Annotated in this window: 10 protein-coding genes and 1 tRNA gene; 7 read left to right on the top strand and 4 right to left on the bottom strand. The window is 58.8% G+C overall.

Annotated elements, in window-relative coordinates; genetic code table 11:
* Positions 1-2: 2 nt before the first annotated feature.
* Positions 3-710, bottom strand: a complete 708-nt coding sequence (locus tag ACVWZF_RS10020) for an RNA-guided endonuclease InsQ/TnpB family protein (protein ID WP_011432770.1) — start codon at positions 708-710, stop codon at positions 3-5.
* A gap of 270 nt (positions 711-980) precedes the next feature.
* On the opposite strand from ACVWZF_RS10020, the gene gcvT reads away from it, so the two are divergent.
* A complete protein-coding gene (gene gcvT / locus ACVWZF_RS10025; protein ID WP_011432771.1) occupies positions 981-2,105 on the top strand; it encodes a glycine cleavage system aminomethyltransferase GcvT in 1,125 nt (374 codons plus the stop codon).
* A gap of 9 nt (positions 2,106-2,114) precedes the next feature.
* On the opposite strand, the gene ACVWZF_RS10030 is transcribed toward gcvT, so the two are convergent.
* Positions 2,115-3,074, bottom strand: coding sequence for a sigma-70 family RNA polymerase sigma factor (locus ACVWZF_RS10030; protein ID WP_011432772.1), 960 nt, complete (start codon positions 3,072-3,074; stop codon positions 2,115-2,117).
* Positions 3,075-4,009: 935 nt separating this feature from the next.
* Between ACVWZF_RS10030 and ACVWZF_RS10035 the strand changes: the two genes are divergently transcribed.
* The 5 genes from ACVWZF_RS10035 to ACVWZF_RS10055 all read left to right on the top strand — a co-directional run bounded on the left by ACVWZF_RS10035 (position 4,010) and on the right by ACVWZF_RS10055 (position 12,092).
* Positions 4,010-4,384 carry a DUF1257 domain-containing protein gene (locus tag ACVWZF_RS10035; RefSeq protein WP_011432773.1) on the top strand — a complete coding sequence of 125 codons (375 nt, stop codon included), beginning with the start codon at positions 4,010-4,012 and terminating at the stop codon, positions 4,382-4,384.
* 23 nt (positions 4,385-4,407) lie between these two features.
* Positions 4,408-5,523: a pentapeptide repeat-containing protein gene (locus ACVWZF_RS10040; protein ID WP_457411364.1), complete on the top strand. Its 1,116-nt coding sequence runs from the start codon at positions 4,408-4,410 to the stop codon at positions 5,521-5,523.
* A gap of 111 nt (positions 5,524-5,634) precedes the next feature.
* The gene (locus ACVWZF_RS10045; protein ID WP_414329861.1) at positions 5,635-8,010 is read left to right on the top strand and encodes a phosphoketolase family protein; all 2,376 of its coding nucleotides are present in this window, start codon (positions 5,635-5,637) and stop codon (positions 8,008-8,010) included.
* 148 nt (positions 8,011-8,158) lie between these two features.
* Positions 8,159-9,205, top strand: coding sequence for a phospho-N-acetylmuramoyl-pentapeptide-transferase (gene mraY / locus ACVWZF_RS10050; protein WP_457411368.1), 1,047 nt, complete (start codon positions 8,159-8,161; stop codon positions 9,203-9,205).
* A 295-nt stretch (positions 9,206-9,500) separates the two neighbouring features.
* Complete coding sequence (locus ACVWZF_RS10055) at positions 9,501-12,092, top strand: DUF3536 domain-containing protein (protein ID WP_457411365.1); 2,592 nt, start codon at positions 9,501-9,503, stop codon at positions 12,090-12,092.
* Between the two features lie 42 nt (positions 12,093-12,134).
* On the opposite strand, the gene ACVWZF_RS10060 is transcribed toward ACVWZF_RS10055, so the two are convergent.
* Positions 12,135-12,208: transfer RNA gene (locus ACVWZF_RS10060), tRNA-Pro, on the bottom strand.
* A gap of 143 nt (positions 12,209-12,351) precedes the next feature.
* Here ACVWZF_RS10060 and ACVWZF_RS10065 point away from each other — a divergent pair.
* The gene (locus ACVWZF_RS10065; RefSeq protein WP_011432778.1) at positions 12,352-12,807 is read left to right on the top strand and encodes an HHL1-like protein; all 456 of its coding nucleotides are present in this window, start codon (positions 12,352-12,354) and stop codon (positions 12,805-12,807) included.
* Here ACVWZF_RS10065 and ACVWZF_RS10070 read toward each other — a convergent pair.
* Positions 12,804-13,715: an alpha/beta fold hydrolase gene (locus tag ACVWZF_RS10070; RefSeq protein WP_011432779.1), complete on the bottom strand. Its 912-nt coding sequence runs from the start codon at positions 13,713-13,715 to the stop codon at positions 12,804-12,806. The two genes, ACVWZF_RS10065 and ACVWZF_RS10070, sit on opposite strands and share 4 nt — an antisense overlap.
* Positions 13,716-14,034: the final 319 nt, after the last annotated feature.

Here is a 14,034-nt window from a genome sequence, read left to right on the forward strand (position 1 = left end):
TATCACAAGGCAAGTGAAGTTGTGTATTCCTCCCGATACTGACTTAATCTGCGCTGGTGCTGCTTTAACCTCCTTTCGCTGCGTCTGAGAAACTTTGGACACTCTACAGAGTTGCCGTTCTGGTCGGTGTAGAAAGCCTTCCAGCCCAAGTCAATGCCAATAACATTGCCTGTGTATTCTCCCTGCTCCTTGCGCTCCACATCCAAGCAGAACTGGGCATAGTACCCATCTGCCCTGCGTATCACCCGCACCCGATTGATTTTGGAGTTTAGGATATGGTGTCTTGCCTCACCATTGCAGTACAAGGCAAATGTTCCTGCGTTGAAGCCGTCGGTGAACGTGATGGACATGCCGTCAGGAGACAGCTTCCAGCCGGACAGCTTGTACTCGACCGACCGACAGTTCTTCTTGAACTGCGGATAGCCTTTCCTTGGCTCTTTGTTCTTGCAACGGCGGTAGAAGTTGGAGAGGGCAGACCAAGCTCTTTCGGCACTAGCTTGACGGGCGGCAGAATTGAGCTGGCGGGCGAAGGGGAACTCTTTGGCCAAGTCCTTGCAGAGGGAATACAGAACCGCTTTGGTCGCGCCCCGGTTATCCATCCAGTACCGCAGACACTTGTTTTGCACAAACTGCGCAGTGCGAATGGCTTCATCCAGAGCTTGGTACTGCTCTGCTGTGCCGTTGAGCAGCTTGGCTTCTCTGACCAACATATTGCTATTTTAAAGTGCTACGCACCGCTACCGCGAACAGCGTTCCTGAAGGGATAAAACGGTCTGCGCCTTACATCCCTGCCCTCAAGGGCAGGGCTTTACGGCGTTTTTTCGGTAAAACCGCAGGGATCCCTACAGGTTGCCAACGCAGCTCAGGGTGTGGAGAAGACCCAGGGTACCAGCTCCCACCGTCGTCGATGGACAGGATCCCCAAAATGCGCGACGGTGAGTTTATTCTGGTCGTTACGCTGGACGCCAAAGGGATCCCTGATGAGTTCAACCCCGCTGCAGCGCACCCCCTTGTTCCCCCTTCATCAAGCTTTGGGGGCGCGATTTGTCTCTTTTGCCGGCTGGGAAATGCCGCTGCAGTATCGGGGAGTGATAGCAGAACATCGGGCAGTGCGGGAGAGGGTGGGGACATTCGACATTTCCCACATGGGCAAGTTCACCCTCTGGGGGCCGGAGCTGGGATCCCACCTCAGCCGTCTGGTTCCCAGCGATCTGAGCGCTGTTCCTGTGGGATCCGGTCGCTACACCGTCCTGCTCAATCCGCTGGGGGGCATTTTGGATGATGTCATCTTCTACCGGCATCCACCGGAGGGTGAGCTGGAGCACTGGAGCGTGATCGTCAATGCAGCTACCCGGCAGAAGGATTGGGATTGGCTCAACCACCACTTCCAAGGGATCCCCGGAGTCAACCTTCAGGATCACTCCGACACTCGGGTCTTGTTGGCGGTGCAGGGGCCGGCAGCCGAGGAGGTTCTCCAGCCCTTTTTAGAGGGATCCCTGAAGGCTTTGCGCCGGTTTCAGCACGGTCGGTTTGCCACAGCAGCGGGAACCTCGGGAGAGACTATCTTTGTGGCCCGCACCGGCTACACCGGAGAAGATGGCTTTGAAGTTATGCTCAGCCCCGAAGACGGCATCCGCCTTTGGGAGCAACTGATCCAGGCCGGCGTGCAACCCTGTGGGCTGGGCTGCCGCGATACCCTACGTCTGGAGGCCGCGCTCCATCTCTACGGGCAGGACATGGACGAGAGCACCACTCCCTTAGAAGCCGGCTTGGGCTGGTTGGTGAACAACCCAGGGGACTACATCGGCAAGCCCGCCATCGAAAGCCAACGGCAGCAAGGGATCCCTCGCCACCTGGTGGGGTTTCGCATGCTGCATCCGGCCATCCCCCGCAGCGGCTATGCCATCTACGCTCCCAACTCCCCTGAGCCGATCGGACGGGTAACCAGCGGCACCCATTCTCCCAGTTTGGGCTACGGCATCGGCTTGGGCTATGTCGCTCCGGCTTGGGCCAAGGTGGGATCCCGGCTGGAAATTGAAATTCGGGGGCAGCGCCAGCCTGCCGAAGTGGTGAAAAAACCTTTCTACAGTGCTGCGCACCGCTGACGCAAACGGTTACAGGTTCCCGTTAACCCAGGGTTTGGCAGCTTTGGGCGTGGAGTATTCCTGTTGCAGCCGCCGCAATTTCCGCAAGGCCCGCCGCTCAATTTGTCGGACTCGCTCTCGCGAAAGGCCGATGTGCTCCCCAATTTCCCGCAGCGTTAGGCCCCTCGATCCATCCAGCCCATAGCGAGCCACGATCACCTGTCGTTCTCGTTCACTCAGTTGGCCCACCAGCGCGCGGACTTCCTCTCGACGGGCAAGCTGGGTTAGGTGTTCAACAGGGTCGTTGTCTTCATCTGGGATGAAGTGCTGCAGCTCGGTGCCGTCTTCATCCCCTACCCCCACATTCAAGGAACGCATCTCTGCCATGTGGCGGGTGATCAGCTCCCGGTAGTTATCGCCAATATCCAGAGAATCAAAAACTTCTTCCGCTTGGGGACGGGATCCCCTTTCGGCAGATAACTCGCGGTAGCGCCGCTTCACCTGGGAGACCTTTTCGTACATGTGGGCCGGCAGACGGATCATCCGCCCCTTGTTTTGGATGCCCCGGTTCACGCTTTGCCGGATCCACCAAGTGGCATAGGTGGAGAACTTGTAGCCACGGGTGGGATCGAACTTTTCCACGGCGCGGGTGAGGCCGATGGTGCCTTCCTGAATCAGATCCAGAAACGGCAAGCCTCGATTGCGATAGCGCTTGGCAATCGACACCACCAAGCGGAGGTTACACTCCACCATTCGTTTCTTGGCTGCTTCCCCCTGCCGCAGGATCTGCTGCAGCTCTGCTAAAGGGATCCCCAGCCGCTGGCTCCAACCTTCCACAGACTCATGGGGCTGCCGTTGCTCCAAGAGCGTCACCATCCGCTGCACCTGGTGAGCCAGGCGGAGCTCTTCTTCAGCGGTGAGCAACGAGTAGCGGCCAATCGTCTTTAAGAAACGCCCCACCGCATCTTGCAAGTCAAGACTTTCTGACATATCAAACCCCACACCATAAATTCATGTCCTGTCAGAATCTCTACTTCTCCTGCTGCATCGGGCCCTCTTCCTACACACGAAGCTGACCTTTCTGCAAACAGCACCTTATTCATACCAGCACAAAAGCCTTTTCGTAAAGGCTTTGACTTCGAAAAATCTAATCCAGAACTCGGTGTTTGACTCACTAAATTTATTGAGGCTGCTTCACTAGACACTACCGGCAGTGCTTTAAGTCCTTTTTTATTGAGTAGTAACTCTACCTCAAGTAGGAGGGAAGAGATCAACTATTTTATAAACTCAATCTTAAGTTCTAGATAGATTGAAAAAATTATTCCACTTGCTTGACCAGTTTTTGGTACCAAATCAGATCTTCAAGAGATCTTCAAGAGACAAAAAAGCAATTTTTTTCATCCAATTTGTGGGACTAGAGATGAGTATTTTTGTTCGCAGAGCCATCGGAAAAGCTTACTTGGCAAGGCACAGCAAGGGTCATCGGCGGGTTTTTGGAACGGCTTGGGGCTGGTTTGGTACCTCATCGCCGGCAATTCCAGCCGGAGACAGACGAGAACAGATCCCTGTGGGACAGATTTTTGCTGCTGCCTCCAAACATAGTGGAGACTATCGTCAATTCTTGACTTTAGACGCTAGATGTAGATCCAAGATTTCTGTGTTACCGAACACGCCAGGCGCGGATGCCTCAGCCTTGGTGCTCCGTACCGCTATCGCGAATGCCGCAGCGCGCGCCTACATAAGAAGGCAGGTCAGGCCAGCCCAGCGACCCTCCAGGCCCAGGTGTGTTGCACTCCTGCGGGAGAAAGGGGGAGCTGCGTTCCGCTCGCTCGACCCACCGCAGGATGGTTTACATTTCTTCCACCACCCCAAGGGCGCTTTATAGTGAGGATCCGGTCTCCATCGGTCAAAGGATTGGAAGGGCCATGTCTCACTTCACCACCCTGCAAGTGCAAATCAAAGACGCCGATCTCCTGGAAGAGACTCTGAAGGAATTGGGCTACGCTGTGCAGCGGAATGCCAGCCTGCGGGGCTATCTCTGGAACCGCACCCGCGCCGATCTGGTGATCCGGCAAAAGAATGGCTTCGACATCGGGTTTCGTCGCAACGGGGATCACTACGAGCTGGTGGCCGATCTGTGGGGGGCGGGCATCGATCCCAAGACCTTCCTGGAGCCGATTTTGCAGCGCTACGCCCACAAAAGTTTGCTGCGCTCAGCCCGTGAGCAGGGCTATACCATCGAGGCCGAAGAAGTGCTGGAGGATGGCACCATCCGCGTGGTGGTGGGGCGTTGGCTATAAGCCAGGTTCATCGGGATCTGCCCATGGTAGGTAAGCCTCAGCCGGCTGTCAGAACTGGCCAGGGATCCCGGCCCCAACCTTGGGATCTGGTGTTGGGGGGGCAAACGGCAACCGGGAGCGCCCCGGCCCATGCCTTAGTGCTGGGAGGTCTCGAGGGGGCGCGGCGACGACTCGCTCATAGCGATGAAGCCGTGCGCTTGGCCACCCTGCCCCAGTTGCTGCAGTACGGGTCGGCGGGCCTGGCCGAACTCATTGAAGCCCTCGCCGGCAATAGCTCTTGGGCAGTCCGCTTGGCAGCTTGGCGGCTGTTGTCTCAGCTTGGCCAGCCGGAGGCAGAACGGGCCTGTCGCACCTACAGCCCTTTTCGCCCGGTGGGGGGAGCGCAAGGGGTGATCGTGGCCTATCGGCGTGGGGAGCGGAACTTTGCCTATGCAGACCTGGAGGGAGCCGACCTTCAAGAAGCACGGCTGGGGGGGATCAACCTGTGGGAGGCCAACCTGAGGCGGGCCAACTTGCGCTTTTGCAACTTCAACGGCGCCCGGCTGCGGCAAACGGATTTGCGCCAAGCGGATTTGCAAGGGGCCAAGCTGAGCGGAGCCGACTTACAGGGAGCCGACCTGCGGGGATCCGACCTGAGGGGGGTAAAAGTTAGCGGCACCAGCCTGCGGGGATCCCGGCTTTCGGAAGAGACCCACCTGGAAGAACGGGTGCGCCACATTTGGCAGTTGCAAAACTGGGGGGGACAGGGACAGGATTTCTCCGGCCAAGACCTGAGCAAAGCCGATCTGCGGGAACTGGTGCTCTGTCAGATCCGGCTGAGGGGAGCGGATCTGAACCGGGCGGATCTGCGTGGATCCAACCTAGAGGGAGCAGATTTGGGGGGAGCCAACCTACAGCGGGCGGACTTGCGGGGGGCCAAGCTGTCCAATGCCGACCTGGAAGGGGCCAATCTCAGCGGCGCCGAGCTGCGTCAGGCCCAGTTTCAGGGGGCTAACCTGCGGCGGGCCGATGTCAGCGGGGCCAACCTAACCCAAGCCAACCTGGAAGGAGCTCAGATCGAAGGGTTAAAGCACAGCGGATCCCGGATTGCCGGCCTGATCTTTCCCGACGGCACCCCGATCAAGCCCTGGTGGTGGTAACAGGTGCCTACCGCTCACCCAATGAGCCAAATCCAAAGGAATCCCAAGATCCCCCGGCAATTGGGCAAACCCGGATCACCATAGGAGTAGAGATACCTATGGAGTACAGCTATGGTTCTGGCAGAACAGCTCTCGACAAAACCGCTCACCGCCGACGAGCTTCGCAAAATGGATGCCTACTGGCGGGCCGCCAACTATCTGTCGGTCGGGCAAATCTATTTGATGGATAACCCGCTGCTGCGAGAACCCCTGAAACTGGAACACGTGAAGCCGCGCCTGCTGGGGCACTGGGGCACCACACCCGGGTTGAACTTCATCTACGTGCATCTCAACCGCATCATCAAACGGGAAAACCTCAATATCCTCTACATCACCGGCCCCGGCCACGGTGGCCCTGCTCTAGTGGCCAACACCTACTTGGAAGGCACCTACAGCGAGGTGTATCCCAACATCGGCCAAGACGCCGAAGGCATGCGCAAGCTCTTCAAGCAATTCTCCTTCCCCGGCGGCGTGCCCAGCCACGTGGCTCCGGAAACCCCTGGCTCCATCCACGAGGGGGGAGAACTGGGCTATGCCCTAGCCCATGCCTTTGGGGCGGCCTTCGACAACCCCGATCTGCTGGTGGCCTGTGTGGTGGGGGATGGAGAAGCGGAAACCGGCCCCTTGGCCGCTTCCTGGCATTCCAACAAGTTCCTCAACCCCATCCACGACGGAGCAGTGCTGCCGATTCTGCACCTGAACGGCTACAAGATCGCCAATCCCACCGTTTTGGCCCGCCTCAGCCGTGACGAGCTGCAAAATCTGTTTGTGGGCTACGGCTACAAACCCTACTTCGTAGAAGGCTGCGAGCCGGCAGAGATGCACCAGTTGATGGCCGCCACTTTGGACACGGTGATCCACGAGATCCAAGAAATCCAGCAGCATGCCCGCAGCAAAGGGGATCCCACTCGTCCCCAATGGCCGATGATCATCCTGCGCACCCCCAAAGGCTGGACCGGCCCCAAAGAGGTGGACGGCAAAAAGGTGGAAGATTTCTGGCGCTCCCACCAAGTGCCCCTGGCGGATCTGGCCAAAAAACCGGAGCACCTCAAGGCTCTGGAGGACTGGATGCGCAGCTACAAGCCGGAAGAACTCTTCGATGAAAATGGCCGTCTGCTGCCGGAGCTGCAAGAGCTGGCCCCCAAAGGGGAAAAACGCATGGGGGCTTTGCCCCACGCCAACGGCGGCCTGCTGACGCGGGAGCTGAAAATGCCAGATTTCCGTCGCTACGCCGTGCCTGTCCCCCGCCCCGGCACCACCGAAGCCGAAGCCACCCGAGTTCTGGGGCAATTTTTGCGGGATGTGATGAAGCTCAACCCCCACAACTTCCGCCTCTTTGGCCCCGACGAGACGGCTTCCAACCGCTTGGATGCTGTGTTTGAGGCCAGCGACCGCACCTGGGTAGCTCCCATCTACGATTGCGACGAGCACCTCTCCCCAGATGGACGGGTGATGGAGATCCTCAGCGAGCACGTCTGTCAGGGCTGGCTAGAAGGCTACCTGTTGACCGGGCGACACGGGTTCTTTTCCTGTTACGAAGCCTTCATCCACCTGGTGGACTCGATGTTCAACCAACACGCCAAATGGTTGAAAACCACCCGGCACATTCCTTGGCGGCGGCCCATTCCTTCCCTCAACTACCTGCTGACTTCCCACGTGTGGCGGCAGGATCACAACGGCTTTAGCCATCAGGATCCCGGCTTTTTGGATCACGTGGTCAACAAAAAGGCCGAAATCATCCGCGTCTACCTGCCCCCGGATACCAATACTCTGCTCTCGGTGGCCGACCACTGCCTGCGCAGTCGCCACTACGTGAACGTGATCGTGGCAGGCAAACAGCCGGCCCTGCAGTACCTGGACATGGATGCGGCCATCAAACACTGCACCCAGGGCTTGGGAATCTGGGAATGGGCCAGCAACGATCAGGGTTCAGAGCCGGATGTGGTGATGGCCTGCTGTGGCGATGTGCCGACGATGGAAACCCTGGCGGCGGTGGACTTTTTGCGGCAGCACCTGCCGGAGATCAAGATCCGGGTGGTGAACGTGGTGAACCTAATGAAGCTGCAGCCGCCCAGCGAACACCCCCACGGCATTAGCGACAAGGAGTTTGTCAGTATCTTCACCCCCGACAAGCCCATCGTGTTTGCCTTCCACGGCTATCCTTGGCTCATCCACCGCCTCACCTACCGCCGTCCCAACCACCACAACCTGCACGTGCGCGGCTACAAGGAGGAAGGCACCACCACCACCCCCTTCGACATGTGCGTTCTCAACCAGGTGGATCGCTTTAACTTGGCCAACGACGTCTTGGAGCGGGTGGATCGCTTCAAGTACCGGCGGGATCACGTCCAGCAGCTTATCCGGGACAAGCTGGTGGAGCACAAGCAGTACATCTGCAAACACGGGGAAGATCTGCCGGAGGTGCGCAACTGGAAGTGGCCCTATTGAAGGGATCCCCACTCAACTAACTTTCGCCTCTGAGCTCTGGCAGGATAGAGTTTTTGAGGGTTTGGAGGTTGAGAGTGTGAGGGGTTCAGAAAGGGTGGATGCGGATACCCTTCCCGATCTGGAGGTGGAAGAAACAGAGTGGGGCGGGATGGCGCTCTCGCTGGGGCTGGGTTTAGCCCTCTCGGCCCTTGTGATCGGGATCCGCCCCCAGGTGGTCGTTCCTTTTGGATTGAGCGCGTTGGGTTCGGCCCTGCTGGGATCCCTGCTCATCCCTGGGTTGCGGCGCTGGAAGGCGGGGCAAGTGATCCGCCAGGAGGGGCCCCAATCCCACCAGAAAAAAGCAGGCACACCCACCATGGGCGGGATCAGCTTTTTGCCCGTGGGGCTACTGGTGGCCGGGATCTGGAAAGGCCTACGGCCCGCTTACGCGAACGGCTGGGATCCCCATTGGCTGGCCGTCGCGCTGCTCACGCTGGCCTACAGCTTTGTCGGCTGGCTGGACGATTGGCTGGTGATCCGACAGCAATCCAACAAGGGGTTGTCTCCCCAACACAAGCTGTTGCTCCAGGTGGGAGTTGCCCTTGGGTTTTGTGTCTACCTGGCCTGGCAGGGGATCCCGACCAGTCTGACCTTGCCGGGGATAGGCACCCTCTCTCTGGGCTGGCTGTTCTGGCCCTTGGCCCTGTTTGTGTTGGTGGGCACCAATAATGCCGTAAACCTCACCGATGGTATGGACGGCTTGGCGGCAGGGGTGGTGGCCATCCTGCTGATTGGGCTGGGGCTCCTTCACAGGGATCCAGAGCTATCGGTGTTGGCTTTCACACTGAGCGGTGCCTGCTTGGGGTTCCTGGTTCACAACCACCACCGGGCGCGGCTGTTCATGGGCGATACCGGATCCCTGGGGTTGGGGGGCGCTCTGGCCGGGTTGGCGCTGCTGGGGGATCAGCTCTGGGCCTTGGCCCTGATGGGGGGCGTGCTGGTGGCCGAGGCGCTGTCGGTGATGCTGCAGGTGGGCTACTTCCAATACACCAAACGCAAAACCGGCACAGGCCAACGGCTGTTGCGCATGTCGCCCTTGCACCACCATCTGGAGCTGGGGGGCTGGTCGGAGGTGCAGGTGGTGGGATCCTTCTACGGGGTAACGGCGCTGCTGGTGGGGCTGGGCTGGGCCTGGTGGCACTGGACCGGAATGTGAGTTCGAGCTGGGGATCCACCGGGATTCCAATGGGGGCCTGACCTCAAACGGGTTGTTCGGCGTGGGAAATGGCCACCGGCAGATCGGCCCCCACCCGCTAAGTCCCGGGATCCCTTCTGTTGTGAGGAAAACGCAAAGATTACTGACCGATGTTTGTTCCCTGTCAAATTTCCAACTGAATCTTTTACATTCACCGTTGCAGATCGGGGATCGCTGTAACGTATGGATATGAACTTAAGTTAACATTGCCTTCCCCTGTAACCCAGTTGGAGGCCTCTAAAAGGAGTGTAATCTCATGATGCCGAGTGGCTCCAAAAATTCCGATAGGCCAGCGGCACAGTCAGGGCACAGCGATTTGGTCTCCGACCCGCCGATGCAAGCGGCTCCTTCTCCGGCAGGTGCTGCTGAGCTTTCCTCTGCGCGGCCGTACGTGGTGTTGCACGGCCATTTCTATCAGCCGCCCCGAGAGGATCCCTGCCTCAACCGCATTCAGCGACAGCCGAGCGCCAGCCCCTTTCACGACTGGAACGAACGCATTTGGGCGGAATGTTACCGCCCCAACGCCTTTGCCCGCGTTCTGGACGACCAAGGACGGGTGGTGCGCATTGTCAACAACTATGAATTCTTGAGCTTTAACTTCGGCCCTACTCTCCTCTCTTGGCTAGAGGAGCATGACATTGAAGTTTACCAACGCATTTTGGCCGGCGACCGTCTCAGCGCTGAGCGGCTGGAGGGTCATGGCAATGCCATCGCCCAAGTCTACAACCACGTCATCCTGCCCCTGGCCAACGAGCGAGACAAGTACACCCAGATCCGCTGGGGAATTGCCGATTTTCAACACCGCTTTGGGCGCCATCCCCAGGGCATGTGGCTGGCCGAAACCGCCATTGATGCAGCAACGGTCACGGCCTTGGTCGAATGTGGGATCCGCTTCGTCATTTTGGCCCCCAGCCAAGCGCAGCGCATTCGCCCCTTGGGACAAACGGAGTGGATCGACGTTAGCCAAGGCCAGATCGATCCCCGTCGGCCCTACCGCTGCTTTACCCCCGATCGGGAGGGGTACTTGGATATTTTCTTTTTCGATGGCCCCATTTCCCGTGACTTGGGCTTTGGGGATATCGTTTACAGTACTTATTCGCTGGCGGAGCGGATCCGTTCCGCTCTGCGCTCGGACAAAGAGGGGGAAGCCTATCTGATCAACTGTGCCACCGATGGAGAGACTTTTGGCCACCACAAGCGGGGTGTAGAACGCACGCTGGCCTATGCCTTTTGCGAGGAATTTCCCCGCCGGGGCTGGCAGGTGGGCAACTACAGCCATTTTCTCAGCCAACATCCCCCCACTTGGGAGGTGCAACTGAAACCGGTCACCGCCTGGAGCTGCGCCCACGGGGTAGGACGGTGGTCGCGAGACTGTGGCTGCGGAGCGGTGGGAGGGTGGCACCAACGCTGGCGGCAACCGCTGCGGGAGGCCCTCAACTGGCTGCGGGATCAGCTGGCCGAGATCTACGAGACAGAAGCCAGAGCCTACCTGCGGGATCCCTGGCTGGCGCGGGATCGTTACATCGAGGTGATTTTGGATCGGGAGCGCTGTGATGCCTTTTTGCAGGAGCACCAAAGCCACCGCCTCACCGCCGAAGATCGGGTGCAAGTGCTGCGCCTGTTGGAGATGCAGCGCTACAGCCAGTTGATGTTCACCAGTTGTGGCTGGTTTTTCGAGGAGCTATCCCGTCCTGAAGGGGTGCAGATCCTGCGTTACGCGGCACGGGCTATCCAGTTGGCAGCAGCAGTGGCGGATGTCAACCTAGAAGAGGAGTTTTTGCAGCGCCTGAGCAAGGCCCCCAGCAACCTCGACCTCTACAGAGACGGCAAGGGGGTCTATTGCGCCTTGGTGCGCCCCAGCTTGATCAGCCCGCAACGGCTGGTGGCTCAGCACGCCATGTTTTCCCTGTTTAACGGGATCCCCCGTTCCCAAGGATATGTGCTGGATCAGGTGGATCAAGAGCGCCTGAGGATAGGGGGATCGACGCTGGCCATCGGGCGGGTGAAACTCACCTTTCCCACCACCCGCGAAGAGCACGACCTGATCTACGCCATGCTCCATCTCGGCGGTTGGGACTTTCAATGTGGGGTCAAGCCATTTGCCGGGCGGCGCCTCTATGAGCAGATAAAAGTGCGCCTACTGGCCGGATCCCACAGCCGGGTACAGATGATCCTGACTCTGCAAGAGCTGTTTGGGCCAGAGACCTTCGACCTCAACACCCTGAACGACGAAGATCGGCAGCAGATGATGCGCTGGCTCACCCAAGATACCCTAGACCGCCTAGGCCAGCTCTACCGCCAAACCTACCTGGACAATTACGGAGTCTTGATGGCCTTCCGAGCGGATGGCCTGCCGATCCCGGAAGAGTTGTTGGCTGCTGCCCAGATTACCCTCAACCAACGCCTGTTGAGCAGTTTGCGGGCAATGGAAATGGAAGAGGGCAAGCGGGATCATCTGCTGGAATTGCGGGCAATTGTGCGTGAGGCCGAGCAGTTGGGGTGCCAGTTGCGGCGGGAAGAAGCAGCCCGCGTTTTGGATCGGCTCCTACAGCGGGGGATGTGGCACCTTGCCCACGCTTTTGAGCCGGAGACCTTCGGCGAACAGCTCTACAACCTGGAAGAATGGCTGCAATTGGCTGCAGACCTGCGCCTGCCCATCAACTTGGATCGCCTGCAAGAGCTCTATCTGACAGCGCTGGAGCGTCAAATTGGCCCGCGTTGCCCAGCTTGGCCCCAAGAAGACTGCCGAGACATTTCTGCCGAAAACCTGCACCGCCTCTTACAGGTTGGGCAGCGAATTCGGGTCAACGTCAATGCCTGGCTGCGTCACCTACACCCCCAAAATTAAACCCCCAAGATTAAGTTGAGAGCTCAGTGAACTTTAAAGCCATCGGGATGACAGGATTCGAACCTGCGACCCCTTCGTCCCGAACGAAGTGCGCTACCAAGCTGCGCTACATCCCGACTGACAGGCCCCTTTAACCGCCCGCCGAAGCTCAACAAGTATAGCACGCCGGCTACGAACAATGAGGACAAGGGATCCCCAGCAGAGAAGGGGATCCGATCTGCGCTAAGCTGCAAAAATCCCCCCTCTCGTCAGCCCAAGTATGAGTCAGTCTAAGGGTTTCCGCAAATCCAAGCCTGAGAAAAAACCGGCCAGCTCCAACACTGCCAAGCGCAAGGAAGCCGCCAAACGGTACGACGAGCTGAAAGCCAAGGGGATGCCGGAGTTCAACATCTTTGCCCGCCGTCGCCAGCCCGCGCCTGGCCAGCCCAACCCTTGGCTGCCGGTGGGATCCCTAGCAGTGGGGCGTTCCAGCGCCATTCACCAGGCCATTTTCCAAAATGAGGAAGAACTCAAAAAAGCAGCCGTCAGGCTGTTTCCCCGTCTCGGCAAGGTGAAAGATGACCTGGAGTTTGGGTTTCGCCTCAAGGACAAGGACTTTCAGGACGAGCCGATCCAGGTGGCGATCCGTCCCCAGCCTTCACCCCTTCAAGTCTGGATGGCCAAAATCCGAGGTTGGTTGGGCCTCTCCGGCAAAGGAACCTCTAAAAAAGGCTAGACTGCCGCAAAGGCTCTGGGCAGCCAGCTCAAAATCAGAGGGTTGACCACCTCTGGGCGCTCGTCGTGGGGGCAATGGCCTGTATTGGGAATGGGCAAGAACTGGTAGTCGATCCCTTTCACGTGGTTTTGAAAGCCGCGACCCCGTTGAATGGGCGTCCAGGGATCCCCTTCTCCCCAGAGCACCAACAGCGGGCAGCGCACCTGAGGCAATAGGGCTTCGGGAGTCGGGCCGGGGGGAGCGGTAAGAATCGAGGCAAACACCTGCTGAGCGCCCACATCACAGGAAGGGGCATACAGAATCTCCACCAGCTCATCGGTAATGGCGGCGGGGTTACGGTACACCTGCTTGAGAGTTGCGCGGATACGCTGCCGCTGCCGCACCCGATCAAACAAAAATGGCCCCGTCACCGGAGAAGCCGCCAGAGCGGTGAAAACACCCATGAAAAGGCGAAACATCGGGTTGAGCTCATGGGAGCGATGGTTCAATCCCCCGGCGCAGTTGAGCAGCACCGCCCCTGCTGTTAACTGGGGATGCCGGGCAGCCATCATCAAGCTGAGCAAGGCACCGATGGAATTGCCGATAAATACAGCAGGCTGCTGAATGTGCTGCTGCCAAAAATCCACCAGCAACTCCGCCCACAGATCCAAGGTGTAGGGGAGAACAGGCTTGGCCGAGCCGCCAAACCCCAGCAAATCCAGGGCATAGACCCGGTATCCTGCCGCAGCCAGCACGGGGATGTTGTGCCGCCAATGGCCGATGGAAGCCCCAAATCCATGCACCAAGACCAGCGGGGATCCGGATCCCTGCACCACATAGCGAATGGCATGTCCGCGCCAGCTCCAGACTTGGGGAGCAAAAGGAGCAATGGCATCAACCGCAGAACCGGCAGAAGAAGCAGTCAGCACAGCCTGAAAACAGACCCAGTTAAAGATGTAGGCAGAAACTCAGAGCCATCCCTGTTCATCATAGCTTCGGAATGCCTTTGTCTCCCGTCTCTACTGCCCTGCCTGCTGCTGCAGTTGCGGGTTCAGGTGCCGCCGAGGTGGGGTTGGGCCGGTCAACATGGGACGAAAGCATGCTGGACTTCTTGGGATCCCCGCCCTTGGCTGGATGGCATAGCACCCGGGGATCAGCTAGAAATCGCAGGAGCCCCGCACTGTACCCGTAGGGTCGGTGTCGGGAGGAATGCGCTTTGATGAAGTACAATGAACTTATGAGCCAAGT

Source organism: Thermostichus sp. OS-CIW-30 (assembly GCF_054060215.1).

Bases quoted from the DNA above. Each gene is read 5' to 3' on its own strand.
- ACVWZF_RS10020 (WP_011432770.1), bottom strand. From the start codon at position 710: ATGTTGGTCAGAGAAGCCAAGCTGCTCAACGGCACAGCAGAGCAGTAC.
- gcvT (WP_011432771.1), top strand. From the start codon at position 981: ATGAGTTCAACCCCGCTGCAGCGCACCCCCTTGTTCCCCCTTCATCAA.
- ACVWZF_RS10030 (WP_011432772.1), bottom strand. From the start codon at position 3,074: ATGTCAGAAAGTCTTGACTTGCAAGATGCGGTGGGGCGTTTCTTAAAG.
- ACVWZF_RS10035 (WP_011432773.1), top strand. From the start codon at position 4,010: ATGTCTCACTTCACCACCCTGCAAGTGCAAATCAAAGACGCCGATCTC.
- ACVWZF_RS10040 (WP_457411364.1), top strand. From the start codon at position 4,408: ATGGTAGGTAAGCCTCAGCCGGCTGTCAGAACTGGCCAGGGATCCCGG.
- ACVWZF_RS10045 (WP_414329861.1), top strand. From the start codon at position 5,635: ATGGTTCTGGCAGAACAGCTCTCGACAAAACCGCTCACCGCCGACGAG.
- mraY (WP_457411368.1), top strand. From the start codon at position 8,159: ATGGCGCTCTCGCTGGGGCTGGGTTTAGCCCTCTCGGCCCTTGTGATC.
- ACVWZF_RS10055 (WP_457411365.1), top strand. From the start codon at position 9,501: ATGATGCCGAGTGGCTCCAAAAATTCCGATAGGCCAGCGGCACAGTCA.
- ACVWZF_RS10065 (WP_011432778.1), top strand. From the start codon at position 12,352: ATGAGTCAGTCTAAGGGTTTCCGCAAATCCAAGCCTGAGAAAAAACCG.